The sequence below is a fragment of the Actinophytocola sp. genome (assembly GCF_035634895.1).
Taxonomy (GTDB): Bacteria; Actinomycetota; Actinomycetes; order Mycobacteriales; family Pseudonocardiaceae; genus Actinophytocola.
Map to the genome: position 1 here is coordinate 19,816 of NZ_DASQCC010000249.1, position 22,538 is coordinate 42,353.

General features: G+C 70.6%; 22 protein-coding genes. 11 read left to right on the forward strand and 11 right to left on the reverse strand.

The window, feature by feature from the left end:
* Nucleotides 1-66: 66 nt before the first annotated feature.
* Together VET29_RS38615 and VET29_RS38620 are read left to right on the forward strand one after the other, a co-directional pair.
* The gene (locus VET29_RS38615) at nucleotides 67-1,062 is read left to right on the forward strand and encodes a LacI family DNA-binding transcriptional regulator (RefSeq protein ID WP_324930495.1); all 996 of its coding nucleotides are present in this window, start codon (nucleotides 67-69) and stop codon (nucleotides 1,060-1,062) included.
* 343 nt (nucleotides 1,063-1,405) lie between these two features.
* Nucleotides 1,406-3,658, forward strand: a complete 2,253-nt coding sequence (locus tag VET29_RS38620; RefSeq protein WP_324930498.1) for a M4 family metallopeptidase — start codon at nucleotides 1,406-1,408, stop codon at nucleotides 3,656-3,658.
* A 108-nt stretch (nucleotides 3,659-3,766) separates the two neighbouring features.
* On the opposite strand, the gene VET29_RS38625 is transcribed toward VET29_RS38620, so the two are convergent.
* Complete coding sequence (locus tag VET29_RS38625; RefSeq protein WP_324930501.1) at nucleotides 3,767-4,336, reverse strand: TetR/AcrR family transcriptional regulator; 570 nt, start codon at nucleotides 4,334-4,336, stop codon at nucleotides 3,767-3,769.
* A 95-nt stretch (nucleotides 4,337-4,431) separates the two neighbouring features.
* On the opposite strand from VET29_RS38625, the gene VET29_RS38630 reads away from it, so the two are divergent.
* A complete protein-coding gene (locus VET29_RS38630; RefSeq protein WP_324930504.1) occupies nucleotides 4,432-5,493 on the forward strand; it encodes an aldo/keto reductase in 1,062 nt (353 codons plus the stop codon).
* Between the two features lie 51 nt (nucleotides 5,494-5,544).
* On the opposite strand, the gene VET29_RS38635 is transcribed toward VET29_RS38630, so the two are convergent.
* The 4 genes from VET29_RS38635 to VET29_RS38650 form a co-directional block, all read right to left on the reverse strand.
* Nucleotides 5,545-7,032, reverse strand: a complete 1,488-nt coding sequence (locus tag VET29_RS38635; RefSeq protein WP_324930507.1) for an MFS transporter — start codon at nucleotides 7,030-7,032, stop codon at nucleotides 5,545-5,547.
* Nucleotides 7,029-7,166: a hypothetical protein gene (locus VET29_RS38640; protein WP_324930510.1), complete on the reverse strand. Its 138-nt coding sequence runs from the start codon at nucleotides 7,164-7,166 to the stop codon at nucleotides 7,029-7,031. Before VET29_RS38640 ends, VET29_RS38635 begins: the two co-directional genes overlap by 4 nt.
* A 410-nt stretch (nucleotides 7,167-7,576) precedes the next feature.
* Nucleotides 7,577-8,881, reverse strand: coding sequence for an Asp23/Gls24 family envelope stress response protein (locus tag VET29_RS38645; RefSeq protein ID WP_324930513.1), 1,305 nt, complete (start codon nucleotides 8,879-8,881; stop codon nucleotides 7,577-7,579).
* 304 nt (nucleotides 8,882-9,185) lie between these two features.
* On the reverse strand, nucleotides 9,186-9,590 hold the full coding sequence (locus VET29_RS38650) for an ATP-binding protein (RefSeq protein WP_324930517.1): 405 nt from the start codon (nucleotides 9,588-9,590) through the stop codon (nucleotides 9,186-9,188).
* Between the two features lie 216 nt (nucleotides 9,591-9,806).
* Here VET29_RS38650 and VET29_RS38655 point away from each other — a divergent pair, with 216 nt between their 5' ends.
* The 6 genes from VET29_RS38655 to VET29_RS38680 are packed head-to-tail and all read left to right on the forward strand — an operon-like array spanning nucleotide 9,807 to nucleotide 15,884.
* Nucleotides 9,807-10,667, forward strand: coding sequence for an STAS domain-containing protein (locus tag VET29_RS38655; RefSeq protein WP_324930521.1), 861 nt, complete (start codon nucleotides 9,807-9,809; stop codon nucleotides 10,665-10,667).
* A 31-nt stretch (nucleotides 10,668-10,698) separates the two neighbouring features.
* A complete protein-coding gene (locus tag VET29_RS38660; RefSeq protein ID WP_324930524.1) occupies nucleotides 10,699-11,112 on the forward strand; it encodes an STAS domain-containing protein in 414 nt (137 codons plus the stop codon).
* The gene (locus VET29_RS38665) at nucleotides 11,109-11,522 is read left to right on the forward strand and encodes an ATP-binding protein (RefSeq protein ID WP_324930527.1); all 414 of its coding nucleotides are present in this window, start codon (nucleotides 11,109-11,111) and stop codon (nucleotides 11,520-11,522) included. The genes VET29_RS38660 and VET29_RS38665 overlap by 4 nt, the downstream gene beginning before the upstream one ends.
* Nucleotides 11,510-12,553, forward strand: a complete 1,044-nt coding sequence (locus VET29_RS38670) for an ATP-binding SpoIIE family protein phosphatase (RefSeq protein WP_324930530.1) — start codon at nucleotides 11,510-11,512, stop codon at nucleotides 12,551-12,553. The genes VET29_RS38665 and VET29_RS38670 overlap by 13 nt, the downstream gene beginning before the upstream one ends.
* The gene (locus VET29_RS38675) at nucleotides 12,550-14,322 is read left to right on the forward strand and encodes a hybrid sensor histidine kinase/response regulator (protein ID WP_324930533.1); all 1,773 of its coding nucleotides are present in this window, start codon (nucleotides 12,550-12,552) and stop codon (nucleotides 14,320-14,322) included. The genes VET29_RS38670 and VET29_RS38675 overlap by 4 nt, the downstream gene beginning before the upstream one ends.
* The gene (locus VET29_RS38680) at nucleotides 14,319-15,884 is read left to right on the forward strand and encodes a fused response regulator/phosphatase (RefSeq protein ID WP_324930535.1); all 1,566 of its coding nucleotides are present in this window, start codon (nucleotides 14,319-14,321) and stop codon (nucleotides 15,882-15,884) included. The genes VET29_RS38675 and VET29_RS38680 overlap by 4 nt, the downstream gene beginning before the upstream one ends.
* A gap of 29 nt (nucleotides 15,885-15,913) precedes the next feature.
* Here VET29_RS38680 and VET29_RS38685 read toward each other — a convergent pair whose 3' ends face one another.
* Together VET29_RS38685 and VET29_RS38690 are read right to left on the reverse strand one after the other, a co-directional pair.
* Nucleotides 15,914-16,834, reverse strand: a complete 921-nt coding sequence (locus VET29_RS38685; protein ID WP_324930538.1) for a sensor histidine kinase — start codon at nucleotides 16,832-16,834, stop codon at nucleotides 15,914-15,916.
* Nucleotides 16,831-17,643, reverse strand: a complete 813-nt coding sequence (locus VET29_RS38690; protein WP_324930541.1) for an MEDS domain-containing protein — start codon at nucleotides 17,641-17,643, stop codon at nucleotides 16,831-16,833. Before VET29_RS38690 ends, VET29_RS38685 begins: the two co-directional genes overlap by 4 nt.
* 544 nt (nucleotides 17,644-18,187) lie before the next feature.
* On the opposite strand from VET29_RS38690, the gene VET29_RS38695 reads away from it, so the two are divergent.
* The gene (locus VET29_RS38695; RefSeq protein WP_324930544.1) at nucleotides 18,188-18,391 is read left to right on the forward strand and encodes a cold-shock protein; all 204 of its coding nucleotides are present in this window, start codon (nucleotides 18,188-18,190) and stop codon (nucleotides 18,389-18,391) included.
* Between the two features lie 156 nt (nucleotides 18,392-18,547).
* On the opposite strand, the gene VET29_RS38700 is transcribed toward VET29_RS38695, so the two are convergent.
* From VET29_RS38700 to VET29_RS38715, 4 genes are all read right to left on the reverse strand, one after another.
* Nucleotides 18,548-19,513, reverse strand: a complete 966-nt coding sequence (locus VET29_RS38700) for an N-acetylmuramoyl-L-alanine amidase (protein ID WP_324930547.1) — start codon at nucleotides 19,511-19,513, stop codon at nucleotides 18,548-18,550.
* Nucleotides 19,510-19,788, reverse strand: coding sequence for a hypothetical protein (locus VET29_RS38705; protein WP_324930550.1), 279 nt, complete (start codon nucleotides 19,786-19,788; stop codon nucleotides 19,510-19,512). The genes VET29_RS38700 and VET29_RS38705 overlap by 4 nt, the downstream gene beginning before the upstream one ends.
* 162 nt (nucleotides 19,789-19,950) lie before the next feature.
* On the reverse strand, nucleotides 19,951-20,937 hold the full coding sequence (locus tag VET29_RS38710) for a hypothetical protein (RefSeq protein WP_324930553.1): 987 nt from the start codon (nucleotides 20,935-20,937) through the stop codon (nucleotides 19,951-19,953).
* Nucleotides 20,934-21,062, reverse strand: a complete 129-nt coding sequence (locus VET29_RS38715; RefSeq protein WP_324930556.1) for a hypothetical protein — start codon at nucleotides 21,060-21,062, stop codon at nucleotides 20,934-20,936. The genes VET29_RS38710 and VET29_RS38715 overlap by 4 nt, the downstream gene beginning before the upstream one ends.
* 306 nt (nucleotides 21,063-21,368) lie before the next feature.
* Here VET29_RS38715 and VET29_RS38720 point away from each other — a divergent pair.
* Nucleotides 21,369-22,538 (forward strand): hypothetical protein (locus tag VET29_RS38720; protein WP_324930558.1); only part of this gene is annotated, 1,170 nt, incomplete at its 3' end.

Below are 22,538 nucleotides of genomic sequence, written 5' to 3' on the forward strand. Positions count from 1 at the left end.
ACCCCATGGGCCGGTCTGGCTATACTGACCAGGTGGAACGCGAGCCTGGTCTCCTGAAACAGCGCCATGCCGGATAACCCGCGTGCGACGCTCCGCGACATCGCCGCGGAGACAGGTGTCTCGGTCGCGACCGTCTCCCGTGTGCTCAACGACCACGTCAACGTGGCCCCCCGGACACGCGACCTGGTCCTGCGGGCCGTCGAGCGGCGCAAGCTGCCGGCCGCCGAGCCCGTCCGGCCGCGCACCGTCTACGTCCGCTGCCCGTACGTGCTCACCGACTACTTCGGCCTGATCGTGTCCTCGATCGCGGAGACGCTGAAGCTGCACGGCCTGCGCCTGCTGCTGGACGCGGGGGAGTCCGGCCAGCACAGTGCCGCGCTGCCCGGCCTGCCGGCCCAGGAGGACGTCGACGCCGCGATCCTCATCCTGCCCCCGGAGGACGGCGACCAGCTGGTCGCCTTGTCCCGCAGCGGTTTCCCGTTCGTCGTGGTCGACCCCCGCACCCCGCCGCCGCCGGACGTCGCCGCCGTCTCGGCCGCGCACCTCTCCGGCGCGCGGGCCGTGGCCGACCACCTGATCGGTCTCGGCCACCGCGACATCGGCGTCATCGCCGGCCCCGAGGAGTGGCTGGCCAGCGACGCCCGGCTGGCCGGCCACCGCGCCGCGCTCGCCCAGGCCGGAATCCTGTTGGCCCCCAACCGGTTGCGGCACATCGAGGCCAACACCGCCGCGGGCCGGCTGGCCGCCGCCGACCTGCTCGACCAGGCCCCGCGTCCCACCGCGATCGTCTGCTTCAACGACAAGGTGGCGGTCGGCACCCTGCAGGCCGCCCGCGAACGCGGCCTGCGGGTGCCGGTGGACCTCGCCATCGCCGGCTTCGACGACATCGACCTCAGCCAGGCGACCGACCCGCCCCTGACCACGGTCCGCCAACCGTTGCAGGAGATGGGACGCATCGCCGTCACCCAGCTCATGCGCGTGCTCGACGGCCACCGGCCCGAGGCACTGCACATCGAGCTCGCCACCACCCTCGTCGTCCGCGCCTCCACGGCGGTCTCCTGAACCCGGCCGGACCGTCCTCATGCGACGGCGCCGGGTGATTTGTCCGGTCCACTGGCGACGTCGCCGGGCGGCAGCGACACATTCCGCCGCTTTTCCGCGTTTGACCACCGATCCGTTGCGCCGCACGGGTTTTTACCAGTATTCGGGGTCGGCGTCATGGTGAGTTCGGGACAAAGCGGTCATACCCATTATCTGTTTATACGTTGACGACAAACGGTCCTTGTGCGGCACTGACCCGCACTTGATTCTTGAGCTGGTTCGCGCGAACCAGATCACCTCTTCACGCAGTGGACCCCCGTCGAGGGCTCGGGGGCGCTGCGCCCTGCACAGAGGAGTTCCGTACATGTTTCTGAGACGTGTTGTCGTCATGGCCTCCGTCGGCGTACTCGCCGCGGGGGTCGCAACGTCCGCGGCACAAGCACAACCCACACCGGGCGCCACACCGGATGCGCAGTCACTCGCCGCCAGCGCCGCGTCGGCCTTCGTGGCGGCCAAGCCCGCCGCGCTCCACGCGAGCGCGAGCGAGGCGTTCACCCAGCACTCCGTGGTCGACTTCAAGGGCACCCAGTACGTGCCGTTCGACCGCACCTACAAGGGACTTCCCGTGGTGGGCGGCGACTTCGTGGTCGTCACCAACTCCTCGGGCCAGGTCATGGACACCTCGGTGGCCCAGGACCAGACCATCGACCTCGCCTCGACCACCCCGGCCGTCACCGCGAAGCAGGCCGAGACGACCGCCGGCCAGGAGCTGAAATCCGTCACCTCGGTGACCGGCACCCAGCTCGTCGTCTACGCCCACGGCACGCCGGCTCTCGCCTACCAGACCACGGTCACCGGCACCGGCAGCGAGGGCTACAGCAAGCTCTCCGTGGTCGTCGACGCGCGGAGCGGCAAGGTGCTCGAGACCCGCGAGCACGTCATGCACGGCACGGGCACCAGCGCGTGGAACGCCAACCCCGTCACCCTGAACACCACCCACTCCGGGTCCACCTTCTCCCTGCGTGACCCGAGCATCACCAACCTCAGCTGCCAGAACGCGTCCGGCAACACCGTCTACTCCGGCACGGACGACTCCTGGGGCAACGGCACCGCGAGCGACCGGGAGACCGGCTGCGTCGACGCGTACTTCGGTTCGCAGACCGAGAACGCGATGCTCGCCAGCTGGCTCGGTCGCAACGGGCCGGACGGCGCGGGCGGCGCGTGGCCGATCCGGGTCGGCCTGAACGACCTAAACGCCTTCTACGACGGCAGCCAGATCCAGATCGGCCACAACCAGGCCGGCGGCTGGATCGGCGCCATCGACGTGATCTCCCACGAGCAGGGCCACGGCATCGACGACCACACCCCCGGTGGCATCTCGAACGGCGGCACCCAGGAGTTCGTCGCCGACACCTTCGGCGCGGCCAGTGAGTGGTACGCCAACGAGTCCACCAGGGACACCCCGGACTTCACCGTCGGCGAGCAGGTCAACCTGACCGGCAACGGCCCGATCCGCTACATGTACAACCCGTCGCTCGCCGGCCACGCGAACTGCTACTCGAGCTCGACCCCCGGCTCCGAGGTGCACGCGGCGGCGGGTCCGGGCAACCACTGGTTCTACCTGCTCGCCGAGGGCACCAGCCCGACCAACGGCCAGCCCACCAGCCCGACCTGCAACAGCAGCACCGTCACCGGCGTCGGCATCCAGAACGCCATCAAGATCATGTACGGCGCGATGCTGATGAAGACCTCCAGCAGCTCCTACCTCAAGTACCGCACCTGGACGCTGACCGCGGCGAAGAACCTCGACGCCACCTGTGGTCTGTTCAACGCCACGAAGAAGGCGTGGGACGCGGTGAGCGTGCCGGCGCAGTCGGCCGACCCGACCTGCTCGGCGAGCGGTGGCCTCACCGTCGGCAACCCGGGCAACAAGACCGGCACGGTGGGCACCGCGATCACCGCCTTCACGATCACCGCGAGCGGCGGCACCTCGCCGTACGGCTTCTCGGCGACCGGGCTGCCCCCGGGCGTCTCGATCAACGCGACGAGCGGCCAGGTGTCCGGCACCCCGACCGCGGGCGGCACGTTCAGCACGACCGTCAACGTGACCGACAGCTCGAGCCCGGCGAAGACCGGGTCGACCCAGTTCACGTTCACGGTCAGCGGCGGTGGTGGCACCTGTGGCCAGAACCTGATCGCCAACGGCGGGTTCGAGAGCGGCAGCACCGGATGGTCGGCGACCTCCGGCGTGATCAGCTCGGGCAGCAGCAACGCGCACGCGGGCACCCGATTCGCGTGGCTCGACGGCTACGGCAGCACCCACACCGACACGCTGCAGCAGACCATCACCGTCCCGTCCGGCTGCAGCGCGACGCTGAACTACTACCTGTGGATCGACACGGACGACGAACCATCGTCGGCCTTCGACACGCTCACCCTGACCGCCAACGGCACGACCCTGGCGACGTTCTCCAACCTGGACTCCGGGTCCGGGTACGTCCTGCGGTCGTCCAGCCTGGCGGCCTTCGCGGGCCAGTCGGTCGTGCTGAAGTGGACCGGGACGGAGGACGCCGGCCTGGCGACCAACTTCCTGATCGACGACGTGTCGACCAGCTGAGGTCCTGACACGGAGATGCCGGTGGCCGGGTGCTTCGCGCCCGGCCACCGGCCTGTTCGCGCGGTGACCCGCCGGTGAATTCCACCTGTCCACGCGGTCCTCGCACGGTCAGCCTGTGCGGTGCCGCAGACCGTCGACGAAGATCTCGACCAGGTGCCGGCCGTAGTCGGGCCGCTCGCCCGGGATCGGATGACACAGCAGAGCCACCGCGTGCAGGAGGTCCGTGGCGCCGACGCCGGCGCGGAGCTCGCCGGCCGCGGTCGCGGCCTCGATCATCGTGTCGAGCATGGGCACCATGCGCTGGTGGACGTAGGTGCGCAGCGCCTGGTGCGCGGCGTCGCCCGACTGCAGGGCGGACGCGAGACCCGTCTTGGTCGCCACCAGCTCGGTGTAGCGCTGGATCCACTTCACGAGTGCCGCCGCGGGCGGGTTGGTGGCGGACAGCGCCGGGCCCGCCTCGGCGCACGCGTCGATCTCCCGCTCCAGCACGGCGAGGACCAGGTCCGAGCGCTGCGGGAAATGCCGGTAGAGCGTGCCCACCCCGACCCCCGCCCGGTCGGTGATCTCCTTGGCCGGGGCGTCCACCCCGGACGTGGCGAAGACGGCCTTCGCGGCCTCCAGCAGGGACTCGAGGTTGCGTCGCGCGTCGGCGCGCCGCTGGCGCGAGCTTTCCGTCACAGCCGTCCCTCCGCCGCTTGCCTAACCGGAAAGCCTTTCCGTATAGTTCCGGAATAGCTTTCCACTTAGTCTCCACCATACGGCAGGAGCCCGTCATGCAGTACCGCACCCTCGGCCGGACCGGCATCAAGGTGAGCCCGTACGCGCTCGGCGCGCTGATGTTCGCCACGTCCGTCGGCAACGCCGACCCCGGCGACTCGATCCGGGTCATCCACAAGGCACTCGACGCGGGGATCAACCTCGTCGACACCGCCGACGCGTACGGCGACTCGGAGGAGGTCGTCGGCGAGGCCCTGCGGGGCCGGCGGGAGAACGTCGTGCTCGCGACGAAGTTCAGCCGCCCGATGGGCGACGACCCCAACCAGCAGGGCGGGTCCCGGCGGTGGATCATGACGGCGGTCGAGAACTCGTTGCGGCGGCTGCGGACCGACCACATCGACCTCTACCAGATCCACCGCCCCGACCTGGCCACCGACATCGAGGAGACGCTCTCGGCGCTCTCCGACCTGGTCCACAGCGGCAAGGTGCGGGCGATCGGCGCGTCCGGGATGATGGCGTCGGACATCGTCGACGCCTGGTGGGTGGCCGAACGCCGTGGCCTGGAACGGTTTCGCACCGAACAGCCGGTCTACTCGATGCTCAACCGCGGGATCGAACGTGAGGTGCTGCCCGTCGCGCAGCGCCTCGGCCTGGGCACGATGGTGTGGGGGCCGCTCGGGCAGGGCCTGCTCACCGGCCGCGTGCGCAAGGGCGGCGGGAACGACCTGAGCCGTGCACGCTTCTTCAGGCACCTCAACGACGAACGCCGCCTCGATGTCGTCGAGCGGCTGATCGCGCTCGCCGGGGAGGCGGGCATCCCGATGACCCACCTCGCCATGGCGTTCACCATCGCGCACCCCGGCGTGACCAGTGCCCTGCTCGGAGCCCGCACCGGGGAACAGCTGGACGACCTGCTGGCCGGCGTCGACGTCGCCCTCTCCGACGACGTCCTCGACCGCATCGACGAGATCGTCCCGCCGGGCACGGACGTCGGCACGCTCGACCAGGCCTACCAGCCACCCGCGCTGCTGGCGCCGAACCTGCGCCGCCGTCCCACCCCGGCGCGAGTCCCGCGTTCAGACATAGCGAGTCCCGCGTTCGCACACACCGAGTTGTGAGGCCGGCACCACGCGGGGGTGGCGGGCCGGTGCGGCCCGCCACCCACGGTGTCACCCCGTGCCCTGCCCCCTGGTCAGGGCACGGAACGTCACGAACACCACGACGGCCATGACCGCGACGCTGGTCAGTGCGGCGGCGTGGAACCCGGAGGTGAACGCCTGCTGGACGTGGCCGAGCAGCGCGCCGTCCCGGTGTGCGGCGGCCGCGTCGAAGCCGTCCACCCAGGACCCGTCCGCATGGCCCGTGTCGGTGGTGAGCCGCGTGCGGTAGAACACGGTGCCGACGCTGCCGAGGATGACCAGCCCCATCGCGATGCCGATCTCGTTGGCGGTCTGGGCGAACGACGCGGCGGAGCCGGCGCGTTCCTCCGGCGCGTGGGAGATCACGTCGTTCATCAGGAATGGGAACGCGGCCCCGATGCCGCCGGTCGTCAGCACCGAGCCACCGACCAGTACCAGCAGGCCCGCGAGCCCGTCGGGAACCAGCGCGAACATGGTGAACCCGGCCGTCATCACGACCATGCAGACGGCGACGATCCGCGCCGGCGGGACCTTGCGGCCGAGCCACGGCCCGAGGTTGGCCGCGATGATCATCGCGATCATCTGCGGCAGCAAACACATCGCCGACTCGAGTGGCGTCAGGCCCTGCACGGACTGCAGGTAGAACGAGACGAAGATCGACGTCCCACCCATCACCAGCGCCGTCAGCAGCAGCACCCACATGGTCCGGGCCACCCCGGGAGAACGCAGCAGTCCCAGGTCGACGAGCGGGTGCGCCAGCTGGTTCTGCCGCCGCACGAACAGGACGCCCAGCCCGGCCCCGAGCACCGCGCTCGCGATCGCCGGCCAGGTCCAGCCGTTGTTGACGATCGACTTCAGCGCGTACACCACCAGCAGGATCGACGCGAGGCACAGCACGGCACTGCGGACGTCGGGACGGCCGGGACTCTCCGCGCGGAACTCGGGCAGCACCCGCGGCGCCGCGAGCACCGTCAGCACCATCACGGGCACGCCCATGAGGAACACCGACCCCCACCACCAGTGCTCGACCAGCACGCCGCCGATCAGCGGCGCCACCGCCATACCGGACAGGAAGCAGGTCATATAGGCGCCCATCGCGGACACCGACGCCTTCGGATCGGGGTAGATGCGCCCGATCAGGGCCATCGAGGCCGGCATGATCGCGGCCCCGGCGACCCCCATGACCGCACGCGTCAGAATGATCATCCACGGCGCGACGGCGAACGCCGCGACCGCCGACGCCACCGCGAACACCGCGGCACAGAGGACGATCAGGCGTCGCCGGCCGATCCGGTCGCCGACCGTGCCCATCGTGACCATCGTGCCGCCGACCATGAAGCCGTAGATGTCGTTCATCCACAGCAGCTCGGTCGGCGTCGGGTGCAGGTCGGCCGTCATCCGCGGCAACGCGACGTTCAGCACGCTGATGTCGATCGCGATGAGCAGCGACGGCAACGCCAGGAGCGCGAGCGCGACCCGCGGACTCCGGACCCGGTCCGGTGCCGAGGCGACGGTCATGAGGTCCTCCTGGGGAAAGTCGGGTGCGCGACGACCTGGGCGTCGCCGGCGTCGCCGAGGGCGTCGCCGGCGGCGCGGACGCCGAGGTGGTGGACGCGTGCGAGCCGGTGGCCGGCCGTCCGGGATGCGGTCATCGTGGGGCGTTCCTTTCTGTCCTCGCCAGAGCGTCGAAGCAGGAACGCCGATCTCGACATCGCCGGGGGATTTTGTTGGAGAACGCGCCGCATCGGATGGCGTGCGGTCCGTATGAGGGGACGTGCCAGGCGGTCACCTGGGGTCGGCACGCGTGGTGGCTCGGTTCATCGGCGCGCGGATGCGCGGCGCGCGGACGCGAGGTGCGAGGTGCACACCCGCCGTGAGCCTCGCGGCTGGAAGAGGGGAGGGCCGCATCGGGCCGAAGAAGGGGGTGTGGCGACGAGGGGTGTGAAGCGGCGAGTCGTCGTGAGAAGGGTTGTGAGGTGGCGAGTCGTCGCGGTTCGGTCCCGGGTGCGTTGCGCACCCGGGACCGAGCCCGCGTCGGTTTCGCTGTCGGTGTCGGTGTCGGTCAGACGGTGACCGGCAGGTGGATGTCGCTGACGTGGACGTCCACCGCCGCGACATCGAGACCGAGGAACTGCTCGACGGCCTCGATCACGCCGGTCCGGATCTGCTCGGCCAGCGCCTTGATCGCGTGCCCGTACTCGAGGACCAACGAGATGTTGATCGTGGCGACCCCGTCGGCCACGTCGGCCGCGATGCCGTCGTCGGCAAGCCCGTACACACCGTCGACCTTGCTGATGACGATGTTCACGACCTTCGCGACGACCCCTTCGCCCACCGTGACGTTCCCGCGAGCGCCCGCGGCCGCACGCGTCCCGACCGTCACCGGCACGACGACCGGCTCGACCTCGTCCGCGTCGACCGCAGCCTCGTCCGCATCGACGGTGTCCGCGTCGGTGTCCGCGTCGGTGTCGACGGCGACGGCGTTCGCGTCGGCAGCGGCGTCGGCCGGGTCGGTGTCGACCCCGGCAACGTCATCCGTGTCGGTGTCATCCGTGTCGGTGTCATCCGTGTCGGTGCCGTCTGCGTCGGTGCCGTCTGCGTCGGTGGCGTCGGTGTCGGCGTCGTCCGCGGCAGGCGTGTCATCGGCTTCGGCGGCCACCGGCTCGATGCCCTCCACGCTCGTGTCATCTTCGGCGGCCGCCTCGGGAGCGGCTTCCTCTGTGGCATCGGCGTCTTCGGCGACCGACTCGTCGTCAGCGGTCTCGATCGCGGCTTCGTCCCCGACGTCGTCGGTGTCAGCCTGATCGGCGGCATCCTCCGGCTCGGCGGCAACCTCCGGCTCGATGGCGTCATCCGCGTCATCCGCGTCGTCGGTGTCATCCGCGTCGTCGTCGGCGGCGTCGGCGTCGTCGGCGGCGTCGTCCAGTTCGGCGGCGTCGTCCAACAGGGCGGCGTCGTCGGACTCTTCGGCGTCGTCCAGTTCGGCGACGCCGTTCGACTCGTCGGCCTCGTCGTCGGTGTCTTCACTGTCCTCGGCGTCGGCCTCGGCCTCCGCGTCGTCACCGTCCTCGGTGTGGGCGGGGTCGAGGTCGGTGGGCTCCGCTTCGGCGTCAGTGGTCTCGGCGTCGTCCTCAGCCGTGGCGTCGTCGGCCGTGGTGGCGTCCTCAGAGGCGGCGTCGTCCGTGGGGTCCGTCGCCGTGGCCTCGGTCGGGTCGGCGTCGATTGCTTCAGTGGCAACGGGTTCGTCGATGACGGCCACGCCGGCGGCTTCGGGCTGGGTGCTGTCGGTCGGGGTGGCGGCGGGCTCACCGGAGTCCGCTGAGCCGTACCTGCCGCGGCCGAACAGGGAGTTGATGATCTCGGGCATGGGTGTTGATCCCCTTTCGAGAGCGATGATCTCGGGGAGAGAGCGCGAGTGGACGGCGCCATGATAGGCGGCCCGTCCGTGACGCCAGTCACAGGTCCCGTCTTCGAGATTTGCCTGTGTCCCAACAATGTTCAGCTCGAGACGAGAAGGCCCGACGCGGCCGACGCCGCCGCGTGGCGGCCGCCGCCCGAACGGCGGTGCCGGGCACCCCTGGAAGGTTTCCGCGGGCCGGCGGGAACGCCGGCGCAAGAGCGGTGCCACCCGGTGGGCCGACGGCAGCCGACCGTTTCACGGCGAAGGCGAATCAGGTGAAGGGCAGCCGCCAGGTCATCCGGACGATCGTGCCGTCGGGGGTGTGGCGCACGTCGGCGTCGGTGCCGAGTCTGCGGATCAACACGAGGCCGCGCCCACCCCGGGTGGTGGGTTCCGCCGCGGGGGCCCGCCACTGCCCGTGGTCGCGCACGATGATGGTCACGAGTTCCCCGTCGAGCCGCGCGCGCAGCTCGACCGGGCCGCCGCCGTGCTCGCGGTAGGCGTGTTCGACGGTGTTGGCCAGGGCCTCGTACCCACTGAGGACGATCGCGTCGACGACGTCGGCCTCAAGCCCCCGTGCCGTGGCCCAGTCGCTGAGGAGTCGCCGTGCTGGCCCGAGCCGCGATGCCGACATGTCTCCGGAGAAGAGAACCGTGTCGTCCGAGCCATGGCTCACGTGTGCTCCTGTCGTCAGCTCGACCGACGGTGGTACCTGTCCGTTTCAGGCGTGCTCCGACCTGGAGCCGCGAAATCAACCGCGGGGTACCCGACGACGGTGTGTTCACACCCGTGTCTCCGGTGGTGGCGGCGGGTTTGGCCGGTCGGTGTATCGGCGAAAATCCTCAGGCTAGGGTTACCGCGATCGGGCAACACCCTAACGAGGAGGAACCGGGTGACGACGGACGCGACGAGCGGTCATCGCCTCGCCGAGAGCATGCGGGCGAACAGTGATCGCCTGGTCACGCGGTGGGTGGAGCTGGCGGCGGTCCCCGTGCGCGGCAGGGTGACGACCACCGAACTGCAGCAGGACTTCCGGGAGCTGTTCGACTCGTTGCTCCCCGTAGTGGGCGGCGACGGATCCACTTTGGACAGGGGCGAGTACGCCGAGGTCAAGGCGCTGCTCGCGAACCTGTCGCGCGCGCGGGCCCGGCAGGGGTTCACCCCGTCGGAGACGGCGTCGAGCGTGTTCGTGCTCAAGCGCGCGGTGTCCGAGCTCACCGAGAACGACGACGACCCTGAGGTGTTCCGTGCTCAGCAGACGTTCTCGGCCCTGCTCGACGCACTGGGGCTGTGGACGTTCGAGACCTACGTCGCGGCGCGCGAGGAGATCATCAAGGAGCAGTCCGAGCAGCTGCTGGAGCTGACCACGCCCGTGGTGAAGCTGTGGGAGGGCGTGCTGGCGGTGCCGCTGGTCGGCACCCTCGACTCGGCGCGCACCCAGGTGGTGATGGAGAAGCTGCTCGAGGCGCTCGTCGAGACCGGCTCCCAGCACGCCATCGTCGACATCACCGGCGTGTTCGCGGTGGACACGCAGGTCGCCCAGCACCTGCTCAAGACCGTGATGGCGGCGCGACTGATGGGCGCGGAGTGCGTCATCTCCGGCATCCGCCCGCAGATCGCCCAGACCATCGTCGCGCTCGGCATCGAGTTCGGCGACATCATGACGAAGGCGACCCTCGCGGACGCGCTGCGGCACGCGCTGCTCCGGGACGGCGTCGAGGTGGTCCGGAGACCGGGCGCGGTGACCTCGTGAGTGGGACACCACAACGCCGGTTGGGAGCGTCGTGACGGAACGAGTGCCGATCCTCAGCATCGGTGACGTCCTGCTGGTGTCGATCCAGATCGACCTGCAGGACCAGAGCGCCATCGCGCTCCAGGAGGACCTCGCCGACAAGATCAGCACCACCGGCGCGACCGGTGTCGTCATCGACATCACCGCGGTGGAGATCGTGGACTCGTTCATCGGCCGGATGTTCGCCACGATCGCCTCGATCTCCCGGTTGTTCGACGCCGACACGGTCGTGGTCGGCATGCGTCCCGCGGTGGCGATCACACTGGTGGAGCTCGGCCTCTCGCTCGGCGAGGTGCACACCGCCCTCGACCTCGAGCGGGGCATGAAGATCCTGCACGCCGTGCGAGGGAGGCGAGAGGGGCTCCGTCACGACGGCCAGGCCGGCTCCGCAGTGGCCGGCGCATGACCACCGCGTCGGGCCCGGTCGAGGAGATCGCCATCGGCAACGACGGCGACGTGGTACGGGTCCGCCAGCTCGCCAGGACCTACGCGACCAAGGCGAAGCTGTCGCTGGTCGACCAGACCAAGCTCGTCACCGCCACGAGCGAGTTGGCACGCAACACCCTGGTGTACGGCGGGGGCGGGGTGGCCACCGTGGAGATGGTCACCGACGGCAGGCGCAACGGCGTGCGTGCCTCCTTCCATGACGAGGGACCCGGCATTCCGGACACGACACTCGCGCTCGCCGACGGCTGGAGCAGCGGGAAGGGGCTCGGCCTCGGACTGAGCGGGGCCAAGCGGCTCGTCGACGACTTCGAGCTGGACACCGAGGTCGGCCGGGGCACCCGGGTGACGGTCGTGAAGTGGTCCCGGTGATCGACCTGTGCTGCCTGCCGGTGGTGGCGGACGTCGACGTGGTCCGGATCGACGACGTGTCCGCCCCCGGGCGGGCCCGCCGGGTCGCGGCGGCGCTGGCCACGGAGCTCGGGTTCGGCGAGACCCGGGTCGCGGAGATCGAGATAGCCGTGACGGAGCTCGGCACCAACCTCCACAAGCACGCGCGCGCGGGGATGGTGTTCGTCCGGTCGGTCCGAGCCGTCGAGGCCGCCGCGGTCGAGATCGTGGCGGTCGACAGCGGACCGGGGATGGCGGACGTCGACCAGGCCATGCGGGACGGCCGGTCGTCGACCGGGACCCTCGGGGTGGGGTTGGGCGCGGTCAGCCGCCTGGCCGACACGTGCTCGGTGTCGTCCGAGCCCGGCGCCGGCACGGTGGTCGCGGCCCGGTTCCACCGGCGCCGGGGCATACCGGACGAGCTGCCCGGCGAGGTCGCGGCCGGGATCACCCTCCCGATCGACGGGGAGGAGGTCTGCGGGGACGCCTACGCTGTGTGCGGTGACAACGGGCGGATCAGGCTGATGATGTGTGACGGCTCCGGGCACGGACCGCTGGCCGCGTGGGCGGCACAGGCGGGCGTGCGGTCGTTCCACGAGGACCACTCCGGTGGCCCGGGCGACATCCTCGCCCGTGTCCACGCGGCGATGCGCGGCACCCGCGGCGGTGCGGTCGCGGTGGCCGACCTGGACCTCGAACGACGTGCGGTGCGGTTCGCCGGACTCGGCAACATCGCCGCCACCGTGGTCGCCGACGGCAGGAAGAACGGCATGGTCTCGGTCCCCGGCATCGCCGGCTACCAGGCCAGGACGATCAAGACCTTCGACTACTCGCTGCCCGAGGGCGCGACCGTGGTCCTGCACTCCGACGGCCTCACCGAGCGCTGGAGCCCCGAGGACCGGATCCGGTTGTTCAACCGCGAGCCGCTGCTGATCGCCGCCACCCTGCTGCGTGACGCGGGCGTCCGGAAGGACGACGCCGGGGTTCTCGTCGCCCGGCCGCCGGACAGATGACCCCGTCCCACCTGCCGAGCGACGTGCTGCGGATGACCAGTGCCACCGAACGTGATGTCTTCACCGTCCGGCAGCGGGGCCGTGAGTTCGCCGAGGCGATCGGGCTCGACCGCCAGGACCAGCTCCGGCTCGCCGCCGCACTGAGCGACATCGGCCGCGACCTCGTCCGCCAGGGCGTGACCGCCGTCGTGACCTTCGCCATCGACACCGAACCGGCGACGAGCCTGCGGGCGGAGTTCTCCTGGCAGGGTGAGCCGGCCGAACGGGTGCTGCCGAACGGGTTTCCGACCGCGAGCCGGCTGCTCGACGCGGCGGAGCCCGTCCACGCGAACGGCCGCGGCGGGCTCGTGCTGCGCAAGCTGCGACCGGCCACCCTGCCGCCCCTCTCCGACTCGGACATCGCCGGGCTGCGGGCCAGGCTCACCGAGAGTCGTGCCGCCGACCCGCTCGACGAGCTGCGGGCCCAGAACCAGGAGCTGCTCGACACGCTCGAGAACGTCGAGTTCCAGCGCAAGGAGCTGTTGCGGCTCAACGAGGAGCTGGAGGAGACCAACCGCGGTGTCATGGCGCTGTACAAGGAGCTCTCCGACGAGCTGGACGAGACCAACCGGGGTGTCGTCGCCCTGTACGCGGAGCTGAACGAGAAGTCCACGCAGCTCAAGGCCGTCAACGAGGCCAAGACGAGGTTCTGGTCGACGATCAGCCACGAGCTGCGCTCACCCATCAACTCCGTCCGCGGCCTGGCGCAGCTGCTGTCCGCGCCCGGCTCCGAACCACTGACCGACGAGCAGCGCAGGCAGGTCCAGCTCATCGAGGACTCCGGCACGACACTGCTCGCCCTCGTCAACGAGCTCCTCGACACGGCGAAGGCGGAGTCCGGCCGGCTGGTGCCGCAGCTGGTCCCGGTGAACCTCGTCGACGTCTTCGGTCACCTGAGGGGCACCATGCGGTCGACGATCCGGTCGGCCGACGTGGCGCTCGTCATCGACGACCCGTCGTCGCTGCCCCCGCTGTGGACCGACGAGACGATGCTGGTGCGCATCCTGCGCAACCTGCTGTCCAACAGCCTCAAGTTCACCGAGTGCGGCGAGGTGCGCCTGCGTGCCGAACTGGCCGGGGACGGCGGGCACGTCCGGTTCACCGTCACCGACACCGGGATCGGGATACCCGACGACCAGATCGAGCGCGTGTTCGAGGAGTTCCACCAGGTCCGCTCCCCGCTGCAGACCCGCGCGGGCGGCACCGGGCTCGGGCTGCCCTATGCCAGGCGGCTCGCCGTGATCCTCGGGGGCGGCCTCGTGCTGGAGAGCCAGGCCGGCGAGGGCACCACCGCCACCCTCCGGCTGCCCGTCCGCGACCCCGAGGACCGCGGCCTCCCGGACCTCGGGACCTTGCTCGTGGTGGACGACGACGAGAGCTTCCGGGACCGGATCGGTTCCCTGCTCGGGGAGTTCAGCGACGCGGTGAGCTACGCCGCCGACGGCCGGGCGGCCCTCGACGCGGTCGCCGAGCACCGGCCGGGGATGGTCTTCCTCGACCTGTACATGCCGGGGATGAACGGCCGCGAGGTGCTGGGCGTCCTGCGGGAGAAGGCGGAGCTGCGGACTCTGCCGGTCGTGGTGGTGACCTCCTCGGTACCCGACGGCCTCGACCTGTCCAGCGCGGGCCTCGGCGCGGCGCTGCTGCCGAAGTCGCAACTGTCCGTGGAGACGCTCCGGCACGCGATCACCGAGGCGTTGATGGTCCTACCGAGGTCGGAGCGGCAATGACAGTACCTACCGAACCGGCCACCATCCTGGTGGTGGACGACGCCGAGGCCAACCGCTACCTGCTGAGCAGCTGGCTGCGCCGCGTCGGCTACCGGGTCACCGAGGCGTCGACCGGTGCCGAGGCACTGTCGTCGCTGACCGGTGAGCGTCCCGATCTCCTGCTGCTGGACGTCAACCTGCCCGACATGAGCGGCCTGGACGTGTGCGCGCAGGTCAAGGCCGACCCGAGGACCGCGGTCGTCCCGGTGATCCACGTGTCCGCGACCGCCGTCGAACCCGAGGACGAGGCGCGGGGCCTGACCGGCGGCGCCGACGCCTACCTGCTCGAACCCGTCGACCCCCGGGTGCTGGTTGCCACCATCGAGGCGGTGCTGCGGTACTACCGCGCCCGCGAGGTGGCGGAACGGCTCGCCGCCCGGCTCACCGAGCTGACCAGGGCCACGCACGCCCTGAACTCGGCCACCACCTTCGAGTCGCTGCTCGCGGCGGCGGCGGCGGGCGCGGCGGCGATGTTCGGTGGGGCGGCCACCGTGCTGACCTCGACCCCACTGGGCCTCGTGCGGGCGGCGAGCACGCCGGCGGGTGAGGTGACGGCCGGCACGGAGCCCGCGCCGCCGCCCGCCGTCGAGGAGATCACCGGCACGGTCCAGCTGCCGGCCGTGGTGACAGTGGACAGCGTGGACTGGCACGGCGAGGGGCGCGCCACGGTGTTCGTCAGCAGGCCGAAACCATCCGCCGTCCCGGTGTGCATCGCGGTGGACACCGCCCATGCCTCGGGGGACGAGCTGCGCCAGCTGCTCCTGCAGCTGGGGCAGGCCACCACCCTCGCGTGCGAGGGCCTTCGCGTGCGGTCGGAGGAACACACCCGGGCCGTGACGCTCCAACGCAGCCTCCTACCCGGCGAGAACCCGACCGTCCCCGGCCTGAGCATCGCGACCCGCTACGTGCCCGCGACCCACGACGCCGAGATCGGCGGCGACTTCTACGAGGTGGCCGAGCTGGGTGACCGCGTGCTGGTCGCGGTCGGCGACGTCGTGGGGCACTCCCTCAAGGCCGCGACGGTCATGGGTGAGATCCGGCACGCGCTGCGCGCGTACGCGATCGAGGGCCACGACACGGTGACCATCCTCGAACGCCTCGACGCACTGGTGCGCCGGTTCCACCCGGAGTGGTTCACGACGATGTGCGTGATGCTCGTCGACCTGGCGGCCGGCACGGCCGAGGTCGCCAACGCCGGGCACATCCCGCCGCTCCTCTCCGACGCCGGCGGCAACCGGTACCTGGACGTGGTCGGCCCCCTGCTCGGCGCGGGCTGGCGCAGGCCACCCGCGTCACACGTCGAGCTGCCGCCGGGCACGCTCGTCCTGCTCGTCACCGACGGCATCGTCGAACGCAGGAACCGCAACGTGGACGGGGGCATGGTGGCCATACAGAACCACGTCAGGCCCGACGCGGACCTGGAGACCCTCTGCGACTCCCTCCTGGAGCACTTCGGCCGGGACGCGGAGGACGACATCGCGCTGGTGGCCATCCGCACCACTCCGCCTCCCGGAGTTCTCTAGCGGCGTTCCGGCACGATCCATGGGCGCCCTCATCCCGGCCCCCGTCGCGCCATGTGGAGCCGGACGCACGTGCCCGTGGTCCACGAGCGCCACTGGACGAGGTCGCACCATTCGTTGGCCAGCCACAGGCCCCGGCCGTGGCGTGCCGCGGCGGGTGGGCGTTCGCGGCCGGTCAGTGGGTCGGGCGCCCAGCCGCGGTCGGTGACCTCGCACACCACGGTGTCCTGATCGAGCCACGCGCGGAGCAGACCCTCGCCGCCGCCGTGCTGGATGCTGTTGACCGCGACCTCGTGGACCGCGAGCAGCAGTTCCGCGGCGCGGTCGGGACGCAGGTTCGCCCGGCTGGCCATCGTCACGACGACGTCCCGCAGGGCCGGGAGGCCGGCCACGGTGAAGGCGACCTCGACCGCGCCGGGCGGCGGAACCGGCAGCGGGCCGTCGAGCCGGTCCAGACCCGGTTGGTAGCGGTCGTTCGGGGTGCGCACGCCGTCCATCGCGATGATGGGGTGGCTCGCCAGTGCCTCCTCGATCACGGCGGGCGGGAGCGTGGTGACGTTGTAGGGGCACATCAGCCGCCACGTGGGTCCGTCCGCGAACGCGACGTTCAACAGCGCCTCGTTGCGTTGGCATTCCAGCAGTTCCGCCGCGCCGCGGCCGGGCCAGATCGGTTCGCCGATGCCGCGGACCCCGCGGCCGGCCTCGACGTTGTGCCGGATGAACTCGCGCCACGTCGCGATGATCCGCGTGGGGTTCCTGCCGAGTTCAACCATGTCGGCGAACACGACGTCGTCGGGGCAGGCGAGCACGGAACGCAGGGCGTCGATCTGCGGTGCCCGGACCGCGACGAGGACGGTTTCGTCGGCCGCCACGCCCTGTTCGACGAACGGTTGTGCCGCGGCGACGAACTCGGCGAGGTCCCGGTAAAGGTACGCTTCGTGTTGGACGCTCAACCCGTGATCTCCACTCTGGGGCAGGTTTCGTCGTAACCCAGCATCTGCCAGCACCGGCGGAAAGAATGCGGTGGCGACTCCACCCGCAATGACAACTTCGGAAACGACTCGACCAGGTCGGCGAGCGTCTGCAGCCCCGCCAGGTCGAGGAATCGCAGATCCGCGAAACACAACCGCAGAGTGGTGTTCTCGTCGACCGCGCTGTGCAGCGCGGTGCGGAAACTGGCGACATTGCCCAGCTCGATCGCGCCGCGCACGTTCCACCGGTTGCCGTCGCCGCTCCACATGCGGAAACCGAGGTCGTCGTAGTTGGCCCCGTAGCTGTGCGCGTGCGCGGACATCGCGGCGGCGACGGCGGTGGGGGCGAACATGTGTCGCCGGTAGGAGCAGAGCATGGTCGCGCCGCAGGTCTTCACCGTGCGGTCGAGGGCGAGCTCGAAGGCGATCAGTTCCTGTGTGCTCAACGGGGTCATGCCGAGCTCGTGCATCTCCGCGAGCACCCGAACCCCGCGATAACCCTCGTGCCGCGCGGCCGCGACCTCGCGCCGCAGTTCGGCCGCCATGCCGTTCACCTGCCACTGTTCGTTACGCGAGAACCCGCCCGCGTCGGACCCAGGTCCGGAACCGAACACGATCAGTTTCTCACCCGACCGGAGCCCCTCGTCGAACAAAGGGAGAACCAACTCGTCGAACTCGCTCTGCGAATCAACGACAAAACCAATGTGTCTGTCCATCTTTGCCAAATCCACTAGGTCCACACAAGTCCCATCGGGAAAGCCTACGGGTCCCGCTGGCCGCAAACAGCTCATTCACTCGTTGGGGTGAAAACCGGTGGCGACGGTAATACCGGGGGATCGGTGAATAACAAACCCTGACCGGAAAGTTGGTCCGCGCGTCGCATCGCGGCCTTCCCCGGGGGCCGGCCGCACGTGCCGGCGGCGGTCCCGGGTGTCCGCCGGGCGCACGATCCGCCCGGCGGCCTCGATGCGGTCGTGCACCGTCACGGGGTCGCTCCGGTCCATGACCGCGGTGCCCCCCACCCGCCGCGGCCGCCGCGGTCGGTGAGCTGTCCGCGGTGGACGTGTCCGGCCCCTGGGCGCTGACTCCTGGCTGCTCGCGCCGCTGGTCGGCGTGTGAGATCCGCGACCCGCGGGGTCGGGGCGAGCGCGGTGATCGCGGGTGTTGTATGCTGAGTTCGATGGTTGGTTTTGTGTTCGTGTCTACACGCTCGCGAAACATTGTTCCGGGCGTTCGCGTTTTCTCCAGGCTGGTGGAAGCGGTCCCGTTGCAGACAACCCGGGTCGCCGCGCCAGCGGTGCTCCGTACTTCAAACCTGGTGAGGACGTAAATATCATGGCTGAGGGCGTAGTCAAGTGGTTCAACTCCGAAAAGGGCTTCGGCTTCATTGCCCCGGATGACGGCTCCGCTGACGTGTTCGTGCACTACTCGGAGATCCAGGGCGGCGGCTTCAAGTCCCTGGAGGAGAACCAGCGGGTGCAGTTCACCGTGGGCCAGGGCCAGAAGGGCCCGCAGGCGACCGCCGTCACCACCATCTGATCTCGTCCGGGTAATCCGGACTTCATAGCCGCGAATCGGCGGGTCCCGTCAGGCAGACCGGGACCTGCCGATTTCGTGTGTCCGAACCAAGGACAACGACACCCGGGCGGGTATGCGAGGTCGGACCCCACACGTCTGGTTCTGCTCCGGCTGGTTCTACTTCTGGCCCGCCCGCTCGAACGCCGCGTGCAGCTCGGTGGTGAACTCGTCCTCCAGGTCTCGCGGGAGCCGCGCGGCCAGTTCCTCCGCGAGCTGCCTGACCTGATCCGGCCTCACCTTCCCGTGGTCCTCCCGCAGGCCGCTGATCGCGGCGAGGATCTTCGCCGCGTCGTCGGCCAGGGGGAACAGGTGCCGCGCCAGGAAGTTCCCGTCCAGGGTGTCGAGCACGTGCGCCGGGGTGGCGCCCGGCGCGTCCGGCCCGACCTCCCGCACCGCCTGCCCGCTCGGGTCCGCACCGTCCGGCACGAAGTAACGCTGCGGCAGGATCCCCGCCACCCGGTCGTGGACGAACTTCAGCCAGTTGTGCTCGTCGGGAGTCAAGTCGTTCTCCTGTCCGCTCGCCACCGCGTTGCGGAACGCGGTCATGTCGATGGTTCGTCCCGGCGCGTCGCCCGGATCCCACTTGCCGGTGACGCTGGTCTCGGCGTGCGCCCTGATCCGCTGGACCTCGCCGCGGCCGAACACCCCGGCGACCGCCCGCGCCCAGGTCACGGCCGCGTGGAACTGGACGTCCCGCATCGGGCTGGTGCCCGGGTACACGATCTCCAGGCCCAGCACCCGTTTGTTGAACAGCGTCGTCACCGGCAGCGGCCCCATGGACCGGCCGCCGGACGCGCCGGCGTGGTTGGCCGGATGGGCCGCGATCACCGTGATGGAGCCGTCCTCGTTGCCGGCGTAGTTGCACAGCGGACCGCTCAGGTTCGTCCGGCCGTCGACGAGCAGCCGGCCCGCGTTCGTGCCCGGCAGCGCCATCCCGAACGGGGTGGCGGTGTGATGGATCAGACCTCCTTCGTAGGCCGACGACATGCCGTTGCCCCGGGACTGCCAGCCGGGCATCTCGTGCACCACGACCCCGGCGGCGCGGAGCCGTGCGTTGATCTCCGCGCACCGCGCGACGCTCATGGCCGGTCCCCGATCGGTTCGACGGTCAGCGGGTTCGCCTCGACGTCCTGCTCCGGGGTGAACCCCGGGCGCAGGTACGGGGCGTCGGGCTCCGCGTCCAGTTCGCCGGTGACGAGCACACCCTCGGTGTGGTCGTCATGGCGGAGCCGCACCTCGCCGGCACGGCTGGTGGGGCTGTCGTTCCCGTCGGCGACCGCGGACAGGTGCGCACGCACATGCGCCTCCACGTCCGGCACGGCGTCGCGGGGCGACACTCGGGAGTAGTACAGCGTCACGGTTTCACCGTCCGATCGACAACGCGGGCGCCTCCAGGTCCGCCGCGTAGTGGAAAGGATGGTGGACGCCGGTCTCCCTGACGTCACCCGCTCGTCGCGCCGCCGTCACCGGCACCGCGCGCAGGCTCGGTCAGCAGGTCGACCGCGTGTCGCCGCGGCGCCTCACCGCGCGGTCCGCTCGGTCAGCGTCGCCGACGGCGACCCGACGCGGAACCGCGCGTAGGCGATGACCGCGGCCTGCCGCGCGGCTGCTCCGGGTGCCGGCGCGGCCGGCACGGCGAAGCCTGGTGCGTACACCACGACCACGCGCCGGTCCGGCGGCAGCGTGAGCACGGACGCCGGCACGGGCGCCGACCCGGTGACACGGCCCAGCCCGTCGGCCTCGCCCAGCGTCACCTCGACGTCGCCGAACCGGGCCGCCAACGGGCCGCCCGGCCGAGGCCCCGGCACGACCGACACGTCGAGGACCGTCGCCCCCTCGCGCCGCACGACCGCCCACTCGGCCGGCGCCGCGGCGTCCACCGCACCGGCGGGCACGAGCGTCCAGTCCACTGTGGACGTTCCGGTGAGCACGGTGGTGCCGCCGCGGGTGTCGGCACCCGCCGCGAGCGCGAAGCCCGCCCGCGCCGGCGTCGGCGCGGGGGACAGGTCGATGCCGTGGTCCGCGGCGAGCGCGGAGAGCCGGCCGGCGAGGTCGGGGTCGGTGGGCAACGCGACCGACCCCAGGGCACGCTCGACGGCGCCCGGATCGTCGAGCAGATGCTCCACACCGGACAGCGCGAGGACGTGTTCCGCCCGCAGCACGACGGGATCGAGAGCCGGCACCTCGGCGGCGACCGACGCGGGCCACCACGCCTGCGCCCAGTCCAGTTGGGCGACGGTCCGGCACGCGTCCCGGACCGACCAGTCACCGGCCGCCGGCACGGTCACGTCCCGCGCGCCGGCGAGGATGTCCCCGGCCGCCGAACCGTAGATCTCCCACAGCCACCCGGCCGCCCGCGCCGGGTCGTGCACCCGCGCGGCCGGCACGGCGTCGCCGGCGAGGACGTCCCACGCGAGCACCACCCCGGCCGCCTCCAGGACCGCCGTGACCTCCGGCCACGCCGGCCAGTCACCGACGACCAGGCCGTCCGAGGTGGACACCCTCATGAGCCGGCCTCCCGGTCCCGCGGGACCTCGACGTGCTCCACCGCGACCGCGCGGGTGACACCGTCCCCCAACCCGGCCCACGCGATGACGAGACCGCGGGGGAGGGTAGCTGTCGCGGTGCTCACCCGCCGAGCCTAGTCGATCAGCGTCGCCGCAGGTCACGGAACATGGCGTGCCGGTTTCCGGGACCGGCGGGGCTTGTCCACGGACGCTGTCGGCCAGGTACGGCACCCATCGCGATACGCGACTCACGACACTCGCGCCGCGAGATATCCGCGGCCGACCGGCCTGTTGTTTTCCCACTGAATAGGCGCCCGAAAGGGTGGACAAAAGGGCATTGAATCGTTCTCCGTGTTCACCCGGACAGCGGTAGCAGATGTGCTCTGCTGACTGAAATCCTGCTGCGAGGCATGTGGCATGGGGGGAATTCGATGCCTGATTCGATCGAAGAACTCATCGCGGAGAATCGGCGAATCGAGGGAATTCTCGCCGGGGGTGCGCGGGACCGGTTGCTCGCCGTGCCCGGCGTCTACCATGTCGCGACCGGGTTGAAGGAGGTCGGCGGCCGCGCCACCGACGAGCTGTGCGTCAAGGCCTACGTCCACGAGAAGCGGGAACTGGCCGCCCTGTCGCACGAACCCGTGCCGTCGACGGTTTCCGGTGTGCGCACCGATGTCTGCGAGGTCGGGCGGGTGAGGTTCACGTCCGACTCCTTCCGGTACCGCGGGTTGACCGGCGGCATACAGATCACGAACGGCATCAAGGTGTTGAGCGCCGACCACACCGAGGTCGAGTACGAGACGGGCACGCTCGGCTGTTTCGCCACCCACGTCACCGACGGCAAGCCCGTCCTGCTGACCGCCTGGCATGTCGCGACCGCGAACGGCGCGACCTACGGCGAGAGCATTTTCCAGCCGGACTCGGAGATCACCGAGGACACGGTGGACGACCGGTATCCGAAACGCCCGGTCAGCATGAAGAACGCGGTCGCGAAGATTGCCGACTACAAGGTGGACGCAAAGGTCGACTGCGCGATCGCACGCGTCAACACCTGCTATTCCTGTTGCTGCAACTGCGGCATCGGCTTCGACAACGTCGTCAGGGAACTCGCCGTCGGCGGGTCGAACGCGGTCGCGGGCACCGCGGCCGCGGTCAGCGGTCAGCCGGTCTTCAAGGTCGGCCGGACCAGCGACCGCACGTCGGGAAGGATCATCACCACCAGCTTCCCCTCCCTGTCCATCGATCTGGACGGCAAGACCTACACGTTCACCAACCAGATCCACATACAGGGCGACACCGGCCCGTTCGCCGGGCCGGGAGACTCGGGTGCGGTGGTCGTTGACCAGAACCGCAAGGTCGTCGGGCTGCACTTCGCGGGCGACGCGAACGACGCGAACAGCTACGCCAACCACATCGCCGACGTGCTCGCCGCCCTGCACATCACCATCACCGGCACCGAGGCCGCGTTGCTCGCCGAGGAGCTGCCGGACCTCGGGACCCTGCCACCCGGCAGCTGGCTGGCCGGCCGGGTCGAGGCACACCAGTCCGAAGTGGTCACGCTCGTCAACCACGACCGGCGCGTCACCGTCGCCTGGCACCGC

Coding starts and splice junctions, on each gene's coding strand:
- VET29_RS38615 (WP_324930495.1), top strand. CDS start 67: ATGCCGGATAACCCGCGTGCGACGCTCCGCGACATCGCCGCGGAGACA.
- VET29_RS38620 (WP_324930498.1), top strand. CDS start 1,406: ATGTTTCTGAGACGTGTTGTCGTCATGGCCTCCGTCGGCGTACTCGCC.
- VET29_RS38630 (WP_324930504.1), top strand. CDS start 4,432: ATGCAGTACCGCACCCTCGGCCGGACCGGCATCAAGGTGAGCCCGTAC.
- VET29_RS38635 (WP_324930507.1), bottom strand. CDS start 7,032: ATGACCGTCGCCTCGGCACCGGACCGGGTCCGGAGTCCGCGGGTCGCG.
- VET29_RS38640 (WP_324930510.1), bottom strand. CDS start 7,166: ATGACCGCATCCCGGACGGCCGGCCACCGGCTCGCACGCGTCCACCAC.
- VET29_RS38645 (WP_324930513.1), bottom strand. CDS start 8,881: ATGCCCGAGATCATCAACTCCCTGTTCGGCCGCGGCAGGTACGGCTCA.
- VET29_RS38665 (WP_324930527.1), top strand. CDS start 11,109: ATGACCACCGCGTCGGGCCCGGTCGAGGAGATCGCCATCGGCAACGAC.
- VET29_RS38675 (WP_324930533.1), top strand. CDS start 12,550: ATGACCCCGTCCCACCTGCCGAGCGACGTGCTGCGGATGACCAGTGCC.
- VET29_RS38680 (WP_324930535.1), top strand. CDS start 14,319: ATGACAGTACCTACCGAACCGGCCACCATCCTGGTGGTGGACGACGCC.
- VET29_RS38690 (WP_324930541.1), bottom strand. CDS start 17,643: ATGAGCTGTTTGCGGCCAGCGGGACCCGTAGGCTTTCCCGATGGGACT.
- VET29_RS38695 (WP_324930544.1), top strand. CDS start 18,188: ATGGCTGAGGGCGTAGTCAAGTGGTTCAACTCCGAAAAGGGCTTCGGC.
- VET29_RS38700 (WP_324930547.1), bottom strand. CDS start 19,513: ATGAGCGTCGCGCGGTGCGCGGAGATCAACGCACGGCTCCGCGCCGCC.
- VET29_RS38710 (WP_324930553.1), bottom strand. CDS start 20,937: ATGAGGGTGTCCACCTCGGACGGCCTGGTCGTCGGTGACTGGCCGGCG.